Origin of the sequence: Escherichia sp. R1 (genome assembly GCF_003000935.1) — a bacterium.
GTDB lineage: Bacteria > Pseudomonadota > Gammaproteobacteria > Enterobacterales > Enterobacteriaceae > Escherichia > Escherichia coli.
In genome coordinates this window covers 501,842-517,135 of sequence record NZ_PSRU01000001.1, presented here as the reverse complement: position 1 = coordinate 517,135, position 15,294 = coordinate 501,842, and the positions used below count along the sequence as shown (strand labels likewise).

Below are 15,294 nucleotides of genomic sequence, written 5' to 3'. Positions count from 1 at the left end.
CGTTATCGATCTTATTTGGATATGTTAGCATGTGCAGCCTAAGAATAGGTATTTAAAATATTTGATGGCAAGGCATTGTAATGAATAAACAATCCTGGCTGCTTAACCTCAGCCTGTTGAAAACGCACCCGGCGTTTCGCGCAGTATTCCTCGCTCGTTTTATCTCAATTGTTTCTCTGGGTTTGCTCGGCGTCGCGGTGCCGGTGCAGATCCAGATGATGACGCATTCCACCTGGCAGGTGGGGCTTTCGGTGACGCTGACCGGCGGCGCGATGTTTGTTGGCCTGATGGTCGGCGGTGTGCTGGCGGATCGCTATGAGCGTAAAAAAGTGATTTTGCTGGCGCGCGGCACCTGTGGCATTGGCTTCATTGGACTGTGCCTGAACGCGCTGCTGCCGGAGCCGTCATTGCTGGCAATCTATTTACTTGGTTTATGGGATGGTTTTTTCGCATCACTTGGCGTTACGGCGCTACTGGCGGCGACACCTGCACTGGTAGGGCGTGAAAACTTAATGCAGGCCGGGGCGATCACTATGTTGACTGTGCGTCTGGGATCGGTGATTTCGCCCATGATTGGCGGTTTACTGCTGGCGACCGGAGGCGTAGCCTGGAACTACGGGCTGGCGGCGGCGGGCACATTTATTACCATGCTACCGTTGTTAAGCCTTCCGGCGTTGCCACCACCGCCGCAGCCGCGTGAGCATCCGTTGAAATCATTACTGGCAGGATTTCGTTTTCTACTCGCCAGCCCGCTGGTGGGAGGGATTGCGTTGCTGGGGGGTTTATTGACGATGGCGAGCGCGGTGCGGGTACTGTATCCGGCGCTGGCTGACAACTGGCAGATGTCGGCGGCGCAAATTGGCTTTCTCTATGCGGCAATCCCGCTCGGTGCGGCTATTGGCGCGTTAACCAGTGGAAAACTGGCGCATAGCGTACGGCCAGGTCTGTTGATGTTGCTCTCCACATTGGGGGCGTTCCTCGCCATTGGTCTGTTTGGCCTGATGCCGATGTGGATTTTAGGCGTGGTTTGTCTGGCGCTGTTCGGCTGGCTGAGCGCGGTTAGTTCGTTGCTGCAATATACAATGCTGCAAACGCAAACCCCGGAAGCGATGTTAGGGCGGATTAACGGTTTGTGGACGGCGCAAAACGTGACGGGCGATGCCATAGGCGCGGCGCTGCTGGGCGGTTTGGGAGCGATGATGACACCGGTTGCTTCCGCAAGCGCGAGCGGTTTTGGTTTGTTGATTATCGGCGTGTTGTTGCTGCTGGTGCTGGTGGAGTTGCGACGTTTTCGCCAGACGCCGCCGCAGGTGACAGCGTCCGACAGTTAATGCTTAAAACAGCGCCTTAAGTCTATCCAGCACTTGCATGGCGCTGTAGTAATCCAGGCGGAACGTCTCGGTTCCCAGCGCATAAACCTGCTTGTTTTGTACTGCAGGCAGGTGCGCGAGCAGCGGATTAGCATAAATAGCATCGGCGTCTTTCTGATCACCGGCGAACAGGAATAGTGACTCGCCATTTAACCCTGCAGCCAGATTTTCTCCACCAAGCTGAATGATGTCATGGCGTTTGCCCTGGCTTTGGCTGGCGTTTAAGCCTGCGGGCAACTTCGCCAGCGTAAAGCCGAGTTGTTCCAGCATCTGCCCTTGTGCTGATTCCGGCGTCCAGAGATTGGCACTGTGTGCAGCGGCGGTATAGACGATGGCAGTGACCGGCTGCGGCGGTAATTTGATTTGCTCTTTCGCCGCCGCCAGTTGCTTATCAAACTGTGCAATCCGCTCTGCCGCTTGTTTCTCATGCCCGGTAATTTCGCCAAGCTGCGTTAACAGCGACTGCCAGCTTTTGTCGTCGTAATTGATGATTAATGTTGGGGCGATGGTAGAAAGCTGATCGTACAGCGCCAGCGCCGAATCGCCGCCGGTTGCGCTAATTAAAATCAGATCCGGCATTTGCGCGGCAACGGCTTCTGCACTCGGTTCGCCGATATAGAGCCGTTGCAGTTTGCGTTCTTTCGCCACCTTGCTCCACTGGCGTAAAAAGCCCTGGTCATCCGCGACGCGGTTATTTGGCGTGGTCGCGCCGCTGGCGATCACCGGAGCATCAATCGCCAGCAGTGAGCCGGTCAGGGTGACGCTGGTGGAAACTATACGCTGCGGCTGGCTTTCCAGGGTATGAGTGCCACGGCTGTCAGTAATCTGACGCGGCCAGTCGGCGGCCTGAACTGCGGCTATTCCTGAAAGCAAAAGTCCTGTTAATAGAAGGGCGTTGCGGTAGAGCGGGGCGAGTCTCACAAGTCAGCTTCCTGTTATTAATGAAGTTAATGCTTCTCATTTTCATTGTAACCACAACCAGATGCAACCCCGAGTTGCAGATTGCGTTACCTCAAGAGTTGACATAGTGCGCGTTTGCTTTTAGGTTAGCGACCGAAAATATAAATGATAATCATTATTAAAGCCTTTATCATTTTGTGGAGGATGATATGGATACGTCACTGGCTGAGGAAGTACAGCAGACCATGGCAACACTTGCGCCCAATCGCTTTTTCTTTATGTCGCCGTACCGCAGTTTTACGACGTCAGGATGTTTCGCCCGCTTCGATGAACCGGCTGTGAACGGGGATTCGCCCGACAGTCCCTTCCAGCAAAAACTCGCCGCGTTGTTTGCCGATGCCAAAGCGCAGGGCATCAAAAATCCGGTGATGGTCGGGGCGATTCCCTTCGATCCACGTCAGCCTTCGTCGCTGTATATTCCCGAATCCTGGCAGTCGTTCTCCCGTCAGGAAAAACAAGCTTCCGCACGCCGTTTCACCCGCAGCCAGTCGCTGAACGTGGTGGAACGTCAGGCCATTCCGGAACAAACCACGTTTGAACAGATGGTTGCCCGTGCTGCCGCACTTACCGCCACGCCGCAGGTCGACAAAGTGGTGTTGTCACGGTTGATTGATATCACTACTGACGCCGCCATTGATAGTGGCGTATTGCTGGAACGGTTGATTGCGCAAAACCCGGTTAGTTACAACTTCCATGTTCCGTTGGCTGATGGTGGCGTTCTGCTGGGGGCCAGCCCGGAACTGCTGCTACGTAAAGACGGCGAGCGTTTTAGCTCCATTCCGTTAGCCGGTTCCGCGCGTCGTCAGCCGGATGAAGTGCTCGATCGCGAAGCGGGTAATCGTCTGCTGGCGTCAGAAAAAGATCGCCATGAACATGAACTGGTGACTCAGGCGATGAAAGAGGTACTGCGCAAACGCAGTAGTGAGTTACACGTTCCCTCCTCTCCACAATTGATTACCACGCCGACGCTGTGGCATCTCGCAACTCCCTTTGAAGGTAAAGCGAATTCGCAAGAAAACGCACTGACTTTGGCTTGTCTGCTGCATCCGACCCCCGCGCTGAGCGGTTTCCCGCATCAGGCCGCGACTCAGGTTATTGCTGAACTGGAGCCGTTCGACCGCGAACTGTTTGGCGGCATTGTGGGTTGGTGTGACAGCGAAGGTAACGGTGAATGGGTGGTGACCATCCGCTGCGCGAAGCTGCGGGAAAATCAGGTGCGTCTGTTTGCCGGAGCGGGGATTGTGCCTGCGTCCTCACCGTTGGGTGAGTGGCGCGAAACGGGCGTCAAACTTTCTACCATGTTGAACGTTTTTGGATTGCATTAAGGAGCGAGGATGAGCATTCCATTCACCCGCTGGCCGGAAGAGTTTGCCCGTCGCTATCGGGAAAAAGGCTACTGGCAGGATTTGCCACTGACCGACATTCTGACTCGCCACGCTGCGAGTGACAGCATCGCGGTTATCGACGGCGAGCGGCAGTTGAGTTATCGGGAGCTGAATCAGGCGGCGGATAACCTCGCCTGTAGTTTGCGCCGTCAGGGCATTAAACTTGGTGAAACCGCGCTGGTACAACTGGGTAACGTCGCTGAACTTTACATTACCTTTTTCGCGCTGCTGAAACTGGGCGTTGCGCCGGTGCTGGCGCTGTTCAGCCATCAGCGTAGTGAACTGAACGCCTATGCCAGCCAGATTGAACCGGCGTTACTGATTGCCGATCGCCAACATGCGCTATTTAGCGGGGATGATTTCCTCAACACATTTGTTGCAGAGCATTCTTCGATTCGCGTGGTGCAGCTGCTCAACGACAGCGGTGAGCATAACTTGCAGGATGCGATTAACCATCCGGCTGAGGATTTTACTGCCACGCCATCTCCTGCTGATGAAGTGGCCTATTTCCAGCTTTCCGGCGGCACCACCGGCACTCCGAAACTGATCCCGCGCACTCATAACGACTACTACTACAGCGTGCGTCGTAGCGTCGAGATTTGTCAGTTCACACAACAGACGCGCTACCTGTGCGCGATCCCGGCGGCTCATAACTACGCCATGAGTTCACCGGGATCGTTGGGGGTATTTCTCGCTGGCGGCACTGTCGTTCTGGCTGCCGACCCCAGCGCCACGCTTTGCTTCCCATTGATTGAAAAACATCAGGTGAACGTCACCGCGCTGGTGCCGCCAGCAGTCAGCCTGTGGTTGCAGGCACTGGCTGAAGGCGAAAGCCGGGCGCAGCTTGCCTCGCTGAAACTGTTACAGGTCGGCGGCGCCCGTCTTTCTGCCACCCTTGCGGCGCGTATTCCCGCTGAGATTGGCTGTCAGTTGCAGCAGGTGTTTGGCATGGCGGAAGGGCTGGTGAACTACACCCGTCTTGATGATAGTGCGGAGAAAATTATCCATACCCAGGGTTACCCAATGTGCCCGGACGATGAAGTATGGGTTGCCGATGCCGAAGGAAATCCACTGCCGCAAGGGGAAGCTGGACGCCTGATGACGCGCGGGCCGTACACCTTCCGTGGCTATTACAAAAGCCCGCAGCACAATGCCAGCGCCTTTGATGCCAACGGTTTTTACTGTTCCGGCGATCTGATCTCTATTGATCCAGAGGGTTACATCACTGTGCAGGGGCGCGAGAAAGATCAGATCAACCGTGGCGGCGAGAAGATCGCTGCCGAAGAGATCGAAAACCTGCTGCTGCGCCATCCGGCGGTGATCTACGCCGCACTGGTGAGCATGGAAGATGAGCTGATGGGCGAAAAAAGCTGTGCTTATCTGGTGGTAAAAGAGCCGCTGCGCGCGGTGCAGGTGCGTCGTTTCCTGCGTGAACAGGGTATTGCCGAATTTAAATTACCGGATCGCGTGGAGTGTGTAGATTCACTTCCGCTGACGGCGGTCGGGAAAGTCGATAAAAAACAATTACGTCAGTGGCTGGCGTCACGCACATCAGCCTGAAGGAGAGAACACGATGGCTATTCCAAAATTACAGGCTTACGCACTGCCGGAGTCTCATGATATTCCGCAGAATAAAGTCGACTGGGCCTTTGAACCGCAACGTGCCGCGTTGTTAATCCATGATATGCAGGACTATTTTGTCAGCTTCTGGGGTGAGAACTGCCCGATGATGGAGCAGGTGATCGCGAATATTGCGGCACTACGCGACTACTGCAAACAGCACAATATCCCGGTTTATTACACCGCCCAGCCGAAAGAGCAGAGCGATGAAGATCGGGCGCTGTTGAATGATATGTGGGGGCCTGGCCTGACCCGTTCGCCGGAACAGCAAAAGGTGGTGGATCGCCTGACGCCAGATGCCGACGACACGGTGCTGGTGAAATGGCGCTACAGCGCATTTCATCGTTCTCCGCTGGAGCAAATGCTCAAAGAGAGTGGACGTAACCAGCTGATTATTACCGGGGTATATGCCCACATTGGCTGTATGACCACCGCAACGGACGCATTTATGCGCGATATTAAACCGTTTATGGTGGCGGATGCGCTGGCCGATTTCAGCCGTGACGAGCATTTGATGTCGCTGAAATATGTGGCCGGGCGTTCTGGTCGGGTGGTGATGACCGAAGAATTGCTGCCAGCACCTATCCCCGCCAGCAAAGCGGCGCTGCGTGAGGTGATCCTGCCGTTGCTGGACGAGTCCGATGAACCCTTCGATGACGACAACCTGATCGACTACGGTCTGGATTCGGTGCGCATGATGGCGCTGGCGGCGCGCTGGCGCAAAGTGCATGGCGATATCGACTTTGTCATGCTGGCGAAAAACCCGACCATCAACGCCTGGTGGAAGCTACTCTCCCGCGAGGTGAAATAATGGATTTCAGCGGTAAAAATGTCTGGGTAACTGGCGCGGGGAAAGGTATCGGCTATGCCACGGCGCTGGCATTTGTTGAGGCGGGGGCGAAAGTTACAGGTTTTGATCAAGCGTTTACTCAGGAGCAATATCCTTTTGCGACCGAAGTAATGGATGTTGCCGATGCTGCGCAGGTGGCGCAGGTATGTCAGCGACTGTTAGCTGAAACGGAGCGACTGGACGTGCTGGTCAATGCGGCGGGAATTTTGCGCATGGGCGCGACCGATCAGCTCAGTAAAGAGGACTGGCAGCAGACTTTTGCGGTCAACGTCGGCGGTGCGTTTAACCTGTTTCAGCAGACCATGAACCAGTTTCGCCGTCAGCGGGGCGGGGCGATTGTTACTGTTGCGTCCGACGCCGCACACACGCCGCGCATTGGTATGAGTGCTTATGGCGCGTCGAAAGCGGCGCTGAAAAGCCTGGCGTTGAGCGTCGGGCTGGAACTGGCGGGTAGCGGCGTGCGCTGTAATGTGGTTTCGCCGGGCTCCACCGACACCGATATGCAACGCACGCTGTGGGTTAGCGATGACGCCGAAGAGCAGCGTATTCGCGGCTTTGGCGAGCAGTTTAAACTCGGCATTCCGCTAGGGAAAATCGCTCGTCCGCAGGAGATTGCCAATACGATTTTGTTCCTCGCCTCTGATCTCGCCAGCCATATCACCCTACAGGATATTGTGGTCGATGGCGGCTCAACGCTGGGGGCATAAGCATGATCTGGAAACGCCATTTAACGCTCGACGAGCTGAATGCCACCAGCGATAACACAATGGTGGCGCATCTGGGAATTGTGTATACCCGTCTGGGCGATGATGTGCTGGAAGCCGAAATGCCGGTTGATACCCGTACTCATCAGCCGTTTGGCCTGCTGCATGGCGGCGCGTCGGCGGCGCTGGCGGAAACGCTGGGATCGATGGCCGGATTTATGATGACCCGCGACGGACAGTGTGTGGTGGGCACGGAACTTAACGCCACACATCATCGCCCGGTGTCTGAGGGAAAGGTGCGCGGTGTCTGCCAACCGCTGCATCTTGGACGACAAAATCAGAGCTGGGAAATCGTCGTTTTCGATGAACAGGGGCGGCGTTGCTGCACCTGTCGGCTGGGCACAGCGGTTTTGGGATGAACCCGACAGAATAAAATGAGATTGCAGGAAAATTCGGTTAACGGAGTGATCGAGTTAACATTGTTAAGTTAAATATTGGTTTCAACTCCGATTTACATGGTTGCTGTGTTGTTAAATTGTACAAAGATGTTATAGAAACAAAATGTAACATCTCTATGGACACGCACACGGATAACAACTATGAACAAATCAGGGAAATACCTCGTCTGGACAGTGCTCTCTGTAATGGGAGCATTTGCTCTGGGATACATTGCTTTAAATCGTGGGGAACAGATCAACGCGCTGTGGATTGTGGTGGCGTCGGTCTGTATCTATCTGATCGCTTACCGTTTTTATGGGCTGTATATCGCCAAAAATGTGCTGGCGGTTGACCCGACGCGTATGACGCCAGCGGTGCGCCATAACGACGGGCTGGACTATGTGCCGACGGACAAAAAAGTGCTGTTCGGTCACCATTTTGCGGCCATTGCCGGAGCAGGTCCGTTGGTTGGGCCGGTACTGGCGGCGCAAATGGGTTACCTGCCAGGGATGATCTGGCTGCTCGCAGGGGTGGTTCTCGCCGGTGCGGTGCAGGATTTCATGGTGCTGTTTGTTTCCACGCGCCGTGACGGTCGCTCGCTGGGTGAGCTGGTCAAAGAAGAGATGGGGCCAACCGCCGGGGTGATAGCGCTGGTGGCCTGCTTTATGATCATGGTCATTATCCTTGCCGTGCTGGCGATGATCGTGGTTAAAGCCCTGACTCATAGCCCGTGGGGAACGTATACCGTTGCGTTCACCATTCCGCTGGCGCTGTTTATGGGGATCTACCTGCGCTATTTGCGTCCGGGGCGTATTGGCGAAGTGTCGGTGATTGGTCTGGTGTTCCTTATTTTCGCCATTATCTCTGGCGGCTGGGTGGCAGAAAGCCCGACGTGGGCACCGTACTTTGACTTTACCGGCGTGCAGCTGACCTGGATGCTGGTGGGTTACGGTTTTGTGGCGGCGGTGCTGCCGGTGTGGTTGCTGCTGGCTCCGCGTGACTACCTCTCAACCTTCCTGAAAATCGGGACTATCGTCGGTCTGGCGGTGGGCATTTTGATTATGCGCCCGACGCTGACCATGCCTGCGCTAACTAAATTTGTCGATGGCACTGGCCCGGTATGGACCGGTAACCTGTTCCCGTTCCTGTTTATCACCATTGCCTGTGGCGCGGTGTCTGGCTTCCATGCACTGATCTCTTCCGGCACTACACCGAAGATGCTGGCGAACGAAGGGCAGGCGTGCTTTATCGGCTACGGTGGGATGTTGATGGAATCCTTCGTGGCGATTATGGCGCTGGTTTCCGCCTGTATCATCGATCCGGGTGTGTACTTCGCCATGAACAGCCCGATGGCGGTGCTGGCTCCGGCAGGGACGGCGGATGTGGTTGCTTCTGCCGCGCAGGTGGTGAGTAGCTGGGGCTTTGCGATTACCCCGGATACGCTAAACCAGATTGCCAGCGAAGTGGGTGAACAGTCGATCATTTCTCGTGCGGGCGGTGCGCCGACCCTGGCGGTGGGGATGGCCTACATTCTGCACGGTGCGCTGGGCGGCATGATGGATGTGGCGTTCTGGTATCACTTCGCCATTCTGTTTGAAGCACTGTTTATTCTGACGGCGGTGGATGCGGGTACGCGTGCTGCGCGCTTTATGTTGCAGGATCTGCTGGGCGTGGTGTCTCCGGGCCTGAAACGGACCGATTCACTGCCTGCTAACCTGCTGGCAACGGCGCTGTGCGTGCTGGCGTGGGGCTACTTCCTGCATCAGGGCGTGGTCGATCCGCTGGGCGGTATTAACACCTTGTGGCCGCTGTTTGGTATTGCCAACCAGATGCTGGCAGGGATGGCGCTGATGCTTTGTGCTGTGGTGCTGTTCAAAATGAAACGTCAACGTTACGCCTGGGTGGCGCTGGTACCAACGGCCTGGCTGCTGATTTGTACCTTGACCGCAGGCTGGCAGAAAGCGTTTAGCCCGGATGCGAAAGTCGGATTCCTGGCGATTGCTAACAAGTTCCAGGCAATGATCGACAGCGGCAATATTCCGTCGCAGTATACTGAGTCACAGCTGGCGCAACTCGTGTTCAACAACCGTCTGGATGCCGGGTTAACCATCTTCTTTATGGTGGTCGTGGTGGTTCTGGCGCTGTTCTCGATTAAGACGGCACTGGCGGCATTGAAAGAGCCGAAGCCAACGGCGAAAGAAACGCCATATGAGCCGATGCCGGAAAATGTCGAGGAGATCGTGGCGCAGGCGAAAGGCGCGCACTAAAGTCAGAGTGAGGGGGAATGTGCTGAGCGCTCCCCTTACTCTCATCCCGAGCGTGTTGATAGCAATTAAGCCCTCTTAATTCAGGAGGGCATTTGTATTACCGGAGGTTTAGATGTTTGATTCACTGGCAAAAGCCGGAAAATATTTAGGTCAGGCGGCGAAACTGATGATTGGTATGCCTGATTACGACAACTATGTCGAACATATGCGGGTTAACCATCCCGATCAAACGCCGATGACCTACGAGGAGTTTTTCCGTGAGCGGCAGGACGCGCGCTACGGTGGAAAAGGCGGCGCGCGCTGCTGCTAAATATGTACGTCAGGCTTTAAACGATTCCACTTTTTCGAACGCTGCACGCAACGTATCTGGTGTCAGCGTGACCGGCAGGTAATGAATGGATTCCACCGGACGCAAGGTGTGGGCAATCACTTTGTCGATCTCCGCCTGATTATTGATATCCACTTCCAGCTCCGCCAGCGTAGTCGGCAGATGAAAACGCTGATACGCCCCGGTTAATTGCGCCAGCACATCATCCTGACCCAGCAAGGCGCTTTGCACCAGAATTCCGTAGGCGACTTTGGTGCCGTGGAGAAACTTCTCGGTTTGCGGCAAAACGGTCAGACCGTTATGCACAGCATGGGCCGCCGCCACACGCGTAAAACGATCGCCCAGACCACCAACCATCCCACCACCAGCAATAATGGCATCCACCACATCGCAAAATGATTGCGTTAACTGGTGATTTTGCTGATCGCTCAGCGCCTGTTCGCTACTGTTTAACAAGACGTCGCGAATAGCCTGCGCATTATTGATCCCTAGCCGCACGGTTAGCGGCAACGTTTCTGGTTGCGGGGCCAGCACCACCGCTTCATACCATTTCGCCAGCGTGTCACCGATCCCCGCCAGCAGATATTGTTGCGGCGCGTTGAGGATAATCTCCGGTTCCACCAGCACCATAAAATTGGCGTCGTCGAAAATCTCATAATGCAGCGCTTGTCCGGCATCGTTATACCAGACGGAGAGCGGTGTCCAGGCGGCGCAGGTAGCGGCGATCGTCGGAACGGCAACAAACGGCAGACCGAGACGGCGGGCGAGGGCTTTCGCGGTGTCGAGTAGTGCGCCGCCGCCGACGCCAATCACCACGCTGCGATCGTCACCGGACTCCGCCGCCAGTTGTTGCACATCGCTTTCGCTGCAATGACCACGAAACAAAATATGCTTTACCCCTGGCAGTTCAAACGCAGGCGGCAGTTTGGTTTGTGCCGCAGCAATGGCGCGTTCGCCGTAGATCCACACCGCGCGAGAAAGTTGTTCATCAGTGAAAAAATCGTGCAGGTGATTGAAACTTCCGGGATGTGAAAAGTAGTTAGCCGGGCCGACGACCACGCGGATAGGATTGTGAGGCATGTTGTGTTGTCCTTATTGTTTTATTTAGACATCTAAACGTCTTGATTGCCAAATACTAGCATCGTGTTATAGTGCCTTCAACACGCAACTTCGTCAGGTACAATAAAAATGACAAATAACCCTCTGATTCCACAAAGCAAACTTCCACAACTTGGCACCACTATTTTCACCCGGATGAGCGCGCTGGCGCAGCAACACCAGGCCATTAACCTTTCGCAAGGCTTTCCTGATTTTGATGGTCCGCGCTATTTACAGGAGCGGCTGGCGTACCATGTTGCCCAGGGGGCAAACCAATACGCACCCATGACCGGCGTGCAGGCCTTGCGCGAGGCGATTGCTCAGAAAACGGAACGTCTGTATGGCTATCAACCGGATGTCGACAGCAATATCACCGTGACGGCAGGGGCGACGGAGGCGTTATACGCGGCGATAACCGCATTGGTGCGCAATGGCGACGAAGTGATTTGTTTTGATCCCAGCTATGACAGTTACGCCCCCGCCATCGCACTTTCGGGGGGAATAGTGAAACGTATTGCACTGCAACCGCCGCATTTTCGCGTTGACTGGCAGGAATTTGCCGCATTGTTAAGCGAGCGCACCCGACTGGTGATCCTCAACACCCCGCATAACCCCAGTGCAACTGTCTGGCAGCAGACTGATTTCGCCGCTCTGTGGCAGGCGATCGCCGGGCACGAGATTTTTGTCATTAGCGATGAAGTCTACGAGCACATCAATTTTTCACAACAGGGCCATGCCAGCGTGCTGGCGCATCCGCAATTGCGTGAGCGAGCGGTGGCGGTGTCATCGTTTGGCAAGACCTATCATATGACCGGCTGGAAAGTGGGTTATTGCGTTGCGCCTGCGCCCATCAGCGCCGAGATCCGCAAAGTGCATCAGTATCTGACCTTTTCGGTGAATACCCCGGCACAGTTGGCGCTTGCCGATATGCTACGTGCAGAACCTGAGCATTATCTTGCGTTACCGGACTTTTATCGCCAGAAGCGCGATATTCTGGTGAATGCCTTAAATGAAAGTCGGCTGGAGATTTTACCGTGCGAAGGTACATACTTTTTGCTGGTGGATTACAGCGCCGTATCTACGCTGGATGATGTTGAGTTTTGCCAGTGGCTGACGCGGGAGCACGGCGTAGCGGCGATTCCGCTGTCGGTGTTTTGCGCCGATCCCTTCCCACATAAACTGATTCGTCTCTGTTTTGCCAAGAAGGAATCGACGTTGCTGGCAGCAGCAGAACGCCTGCGCCAGCTGTAGTTATTTAACCGTCCAGGCGCGGGAAAATTGACGGTCGGCAAACAACTCTTGCAGGCCGTTAATTTGCTTCAGGCGCAACACTTCGTCGCTGTCCATTCCCAGCTCTTTGCCAATTTTATTATCGTCCCATCCCAACTGGCTGAGTTCTCGGACGATTTCTGACATGGCAGTGATTTGGTGACGTCCACGAGCGCGATTATGACGAATAGTCGCGGCGATGCGTTGATTACGCGTACCTTCCAGACAGGTCACCGGCAAATAACCTTTTAAGCGTAATTTTAACGATGATGAGCCTTTACCAATTTCATGGCGGTGAAAACCATCCACGATTTCCAGAGCATTTTTATCCGTATGCGTGACTACAATGGGTTGGGTAAAACCATCTATTTCAATGGATTTTTTCAGCAGTTTTTTTTCGGGTGGTGCCACGTTGTTTGGGTTGTAATCATTAGGCATAAGTTGGCTGTTTTTAACCCACAGAACGCAATCCACTGGCTCTTCACGAAAGGGGCTAACCTGATGGATCGCCATGCGGATTTCATTAATCGCTTTGATGCGATCATCTTCCGGCAAGCTGGCGAGAAATTGGGTTAAATCCTGCGTTAATCGTTGTTGCATAGTATCCCCCATTCCTGACGTTTTCCTTTTATCCGTTCGTTATAACGCTGATAGTTCTTCGCTTTCGTAGGACTAAATGATAATGCCCGGCACCAGTAATCGTTATTGAGTAAAACTTTGCATATTCGCCGCCAGGAGGGGATATCTTTCGCGCCAATGTCCCCTTGCTGGGTTTGTGGAACTTCGATGCCTTTTTTCTGATACCAGTGCAAATAAATAGCGATTTTATTGCGGTAATGCTCAGCCGTTTTTTCCGGCATGCTATTGAGCAGCAATAATGCATATTCTTGCCAGTCTAAATGTTCTGGCTTGAGGATTTTCCGATGACCATAAAAATGATTATCATGTCCGGCGTAAATGCCGCCACTTTTTACCCCGCTGACTCGTGCGCACATAGCAGCCCAGCGATCCGGTTCGATAACGTGATAGAGCCATAATCCTTGCCGTTGCTCCGGGCCAAAAGGTTCGCAAATTCGCATATGACGCAGAGGGACGCCTGCCTGATACATTATATTATACAGTGGGTTACAGAGCTGTTGATGGTTAGCATACCAGGTCCAGATATCAGCCACTTTCCAGTCGTAGATGGGGTAAATGTACCAGCTATGACCGCCTGGTGCGGCGGTGGTCCAGGGCTTATCATCGGCAAAACGTTGTTTATTTAAACTGGCGATGGCGACAAAACGGTTGTAGGACTCATCTGCGCGGATGCCGATCATCATCGCCGCCGGACGCTTTTGCGAAAACCATTCGGCAAACTCACGCACAAATTGTTCGAAGGTCATACCAGGCTGGTAAAAGGAGAAAAAGTCAGGATCGGTTATCGCATCTTGCGGGGGCTGACGCACCCATTCGACATCAGGTTCCCAGCACTGCCATTCGGGTTGGTATTGTGAAAGGGAATTTTGCGTCGTAAGCGGGAGCGCAACCCAGTAAAACTCTTCGATGACATCGGCGTAAAACTCACGTAATGACTGAACATAGTTAATAGTGCATGAGAACTGCGCTTCCCAGTCGATAAACAAAACGCAGATTTTTTTGCCCATTTGTCGGGCAATTTCGGCTGTCAGATGCAGCATTAATCCGGAATCTTTACCACCCGAAAAAGAAACACAGATACGGGGTAGGGTATTAAGTGTCCAGGTAATACGTTCTTTTGCAGCTTCCAGAATATTCAGTGGAAGCGGGATTTTATAAATAGACATCTAAAAACGCTCTCTGAACGTTACGGGGTGATTCGTGAGATGAATCCGCTAATTATAGGATAAACGAAGCAAGATAGAGCACATTATTTTATATTCACACAATGAATTAATTGATGCGTAATATATTATTTGTCAGTGGTAATGAATCAGAAGCTATCATTTAAACGATCTATGAATCGGGAGAAGACAAGGTTGTTCAACGAAGCCTTGTTATAGGAAATATAAAGTTTAACCGCAGGAAGAGATTGTTCCAGTTTTATTTCTTTTAACTTCAAAAAGTCACGATGTAAATCGTACAGTTCGGTGGGCACAATGCCTAATAAGTCAGTAACAGAAATACTATTAATTATAGTCATCAAAGAAGAACTGCGAAATGAAACTTTACGGTTCATAAAACGTTCATCTATGTCCATTTGAATTTCGTCAATCCCTGCTGATTTAGATATCAACAGGGTGAATTCTTCGGCGATAATTTGTTCATAGTTACTGGTATCAGTAATACGAGGATGTTTGTTGCTACATATAAGGGAATTGCGAATAGTGTGTAACGGCATGCAGATGACAGAGCGACTAATTACTGGTTGCAGCGTAATTGCCAGGTCAGTTTTGCGTTGAACCAACAGTTCTTCGGCATTTTCAGCTGAAAGCAGGATGTCATGGCATTCTATATCGATTGAAGTATCTTGTCTAAGACAGCGGATTAGCATGTTGTTATTAGTACAAGAAATAAGCTGAGGACCGTAGATAATAAAATTTTTCTTTAGTTCAGACTTATTAACGATATTGATCGTTTGTTCAAGGCCTCTGAGATTTTTCTCAAGATGGTGATGCAGGTTTAACCCTGTTGTAGTCGGCGCGATACCTTTCCCTGAGCGAATGAATAACGGGTCATTAAATTGCGCACGTAAACGTTGTAACGACTGACTAACAGCAGAGGGCGTTATATATAATGATTCTGCCGCTTTACTAATGCTGAGATGTTGATAAATACATTCAAATATGACCAGTAAATTGAGGTCAAATTTTTTTAGATCATAAAGATTAGCCATAACATACTCCGTTGTATTGTCTCTTCCATAAATCATTCACTTGATCAATAATGTTGTTGTATTTATATGTGTTATGTTTTTCTGCTTAACTTTGGATTAAGATTTTCTAAAATAGCATAGCTGTCAGGTGGGTTACGAGCAATTCATGCGT

Annotated in this window: 14 protein-coding genes; 9 read left to right on the top strand and 5 right to left on the bottom strand. The window is 52.8% G+C overall.

Features of this window, described 5'->3' with window-relative positions; genetic code table 11:
* Positions 1-80: 80 nt before the first annotated feature.
* Positions 81-1,331 carry an enterobactin transporter EntS gene (gene entS, locus C4F37_RS02635; protein ID WP_001538441.1) on the top strand — a complete coding sequence of 417 codons (1,251 nt, stop codon included), beginning with the start codon at positions 81-83 and terminating at the stop codon, positions 1,329-1,331.
* Between the two features lie 3 nt (positions 1,332-1,334).
* Here the strand turns inward: entS and fepB are convergent, their stop codons facing one another.
* Positions 1,335-2,291: a Fe2+-enterobactin ABC transporter substrate-binding protein gene (gene fepB, locus C4F37_RS02630; RefSeq protein WP_001234311.1), complete on the bottom strand. Its 957-nt coding sequence runs from the start codon at positions 2,289-2,291 to the stop codon at positions 1,335-1,337.
* Positions 2,292-2,479: 188 nt separating this feature from the next.
* On the opposite strand from fepB, the gene entC reads away from it, so the two are divergent.
* The 7 genes from entC to C4F37_RS02595 all read left to right on the top strand — a co-directional run bounded on the left by entC (position 2,480) and on the right by C4F37_RS02595 (position 9,904).
* Entirely contained in the window at positions 2,480-3,655 is a 1,176-nt protein-coding gene (entC, locus tag C4F37_RS02625) for an isochorismate synthase EntC (RefSeq protein WP_001298341.1), read from the top strand.
* 9 nt (positions 3,656-3,664) lie between these two features.
* A complete protein-coding gene (gene entE / locus C4F37_RS02620) occupies positions 3,665-5,275 on the top strand; it encodes a (2,3-dihydroxybenzoyl)adenylate synthase EntE (RefSeq protein WP_001538442.1) in 1,611 nt (536 codons plus the stop codon).
* A 13-nt stretch (positions 5,276-5,288) separates the two neighbouring features.
* On the top strand, positions 5,289-6,146 hold the full coding sequence (gene entB, locus C4F37_RS02615) for an enterobactin biosynthesis bifunctional isochorismatase/aryl carrier protein EntB (RefSeq protein ID WP_001538443.1): 858 nt from the start codon (positions 5,289-5,291) through the stop codon (positions 6,144-6,146).
* Positions 6,146-6,892, top strand: a complete 747-nt coding sequence (entA, locus tag C4F37_RS02610; protein WP_000347657.1) for a 2,3-dihydro-2,3-dihydroxybenzoate dehydrogenase EntA — start codon at positions 6,146-6,148, stop codon at positions 6,890-6,892. Before entB ends, entA begins: the two co-directional genes overlap by 1 nt.
* 2 nt (positions 6,893-6,894) lie before the next feature.
* A complete protein-coding gene (entH, locus tag C4F37_RS02605; RefSeq protein ID WP_000637953.1) occupies positions 6,895-7,308 on the top strand; it encodes a proofreading thioesterase EntH in 414 nt (137 codons plus the stop codon).
* Positions 7,309-7,488: 180 nt separating this feature from the next.
* The gene (gene cstA, locus C4F37_RS02600) at positions 7,489-9,594 is read left to right on the top strand and encodes a pyruvate/proton symporter CstA (RefSeq protein WP_001043146.1); all 2,106 of its coding nucleotides are present in this window, start codon (positions 7,489-7,491) and stop codon (positions 9,592-9,594) included.
* A 112-nt stretch (positions 9,595-9,706) separates the two neighbouring features.
* Positions 9,707-9,904 (top strand): YbdD/YjiX family protein, encoded by a 198-nt coding sequence (locus tag C4F37_RS02595; RefSeq protein WP_000460431.1) that lies wholly within the window; start codon positions 9,707-9,709, stop codon positions 9,902-9,904.
* Positions 9,905-9,913: 9 nt separating this feature from the next.
* Here the strand turns inward: C4F37_RS02595 and hcxA are convergent, their stop codons facing one another.
* Complete coding sequence (gene hcxA / locus C4F37_RS02590; RefSeq protein ID WP_001538444.1) at positions 9,914-11,002, bottom strand: hydroxycarboxylate dehydrogenase HcxA; 1,089 nt, start codon at positions 11,000-11,002, stop codon at positions 9,914-9,916.
* 108 nt (positions 11,003-11,110) lie between these two features.
* Between hcxA and ybdL the strand changes: the two genes are divergently transcribed.
* On the top strand, positions 11,111-12,271 hold the full coding sequence (gene ybdL / locus C4F37_RS02585) for a methionine-oxo-acid transaminase (protein ID WP_000183964.1): 1,161 nt from the start codon (positions 11,111-11,113) through the stop codon (positions 12,269-12,271).
* Here ybdL and C4F37_RS02580 read toward each other — a convergent pair whose 3' ends face one another.
* From C4F37_RS02580 to citR, 3 genes are all read right to left on the bottom strand, one after another.
* Positions 12,272-12,901, bottom strand: coding sequence for an IbrB-like domain-containing protein (locus C4F37_RS02580; RefSeq protein ID WP_000502940.1), 630 nt, complete (start codon positions 12,899-12,901; stop codon positions 12,272-12,274).
* A complete protein-coding gene (locus tag C4F37_RS02575; protein WP_000029771.1) occupies positions 12,874-14,094 on the bottom strand; it encodes a phosphoadenosine phosphosulfate reductase in 1,221 nt (406 codons plus the stop codon). The genes C4F37_RS02580 and C4F37_RS02575 overlap by 28 nt, the downstream gene beginning before the upstream one ends.
* Before the next feature lie 146 nt (positions 14,095-14,240).
* Entirely contained in the window at positions 14,241-15,143 is a 903-nt protein-coding gene (gene citR / locus C4F37_RS02570; RefSeq protein WP_001339331.1) for a DNA-binding transcriptional repressor CitR, read from the bottom strand.
* Positions 15,144-15,294 lie beyond the last annotated feature (151 nt).

What these genes read in the sequence shown, in the direction of transcription:
- entS (WP_001538441.1), top strand. Translation starts at nt 81, where the DNA reads ATGAATAAACAATCCTGGCTGCTTAACCTCAGCCTGTTGAAAACGCAC.
- entC (WP_001298341.1), top strand. Translation starts at nt 2,480, where the DNA reads ATGGATACGTCACTGGCTGAGGAAGTACAGCAGACCATGGCAACACTT.
- entE (WP_001538442.1), top strand. Translation starts at nt 3,665, where the DNA reads ATGAGCATTCCATTCACCCGCTGGCCGGAAGAGTTTGCCCGTCGCTAT.
- entB (WP_001538443.1), top strand. Translation starts at nt 5,289, where the DNA reads ATGGCTATTCCAAAATTACAGGCTTACGCACTGCCGGAGTCTCATGAT.
- entA (WP_000347657.1), top strand. Translation starts at nt 6,146, where the DNA reads ATGGATTTCAGCGGTAAAAATGTCTGGGTAACTGGCGCGGGGAAAGGT.
- entH (WP_000637953.1), top strand. Translation starts at nt 6,895, where the DNA reads ATGATCTGGAAACGCCATTTAACGCTCGACGAGCTGAATGCCACCAGC.
- cstA (WP_001043146.1), top strand. Translation starts at nt 7,489, where the DNA reads ATGAACAAATCAGGGAAATACCTCGTCTGGACAGTGCTCTCTGTAATG.
- C4F37_RS02595 (WP_000460431.1), top strand. Translation starts at nt 9,707, where the DNA reads ATGTTTGATTCACTGGCAAAAGCCGGAAAATATTTAGGTCAGGCGGCG.
- hcxA (WP_001538444.1), bottom strand. Translation starts at nt 11,002, where the DNA reads ATGCCTCACAATCCTATCCGCGTGGTCGTCGGCCCGGCTAACTACTTT.
- ybdL (WP_000183964.1), top strand. Translation starts at nt 11,111, where the DNA reads ATGACAAATAACCCTCTGATTCCACAAAGCAAACTTCCACAACTTGGC.
- C4F37_RS02580 (WP_000502940.1), bottom strand. Translation starts at nt 12,901, where the DNA reads ATGGGGGATACTATGCAACAACGATTAACGCAGGATTTAACCCAATTT.
- C4F37_RS02575 (WP_000029771.1), bottom strand. Translation starts at nt 14,094, where the DNA reads ATGTCTATTTATAAAATCCCGCTTCCACTGAATATTCTGGAAGCTGCA.
- citR (WP_001339331.1), bottom strand. Translation starts at nt 15,143, where the DNA reads ATGGCTAATCTTTATGATCTAAAAAAATTTGACCTCAATTTACTGGTC.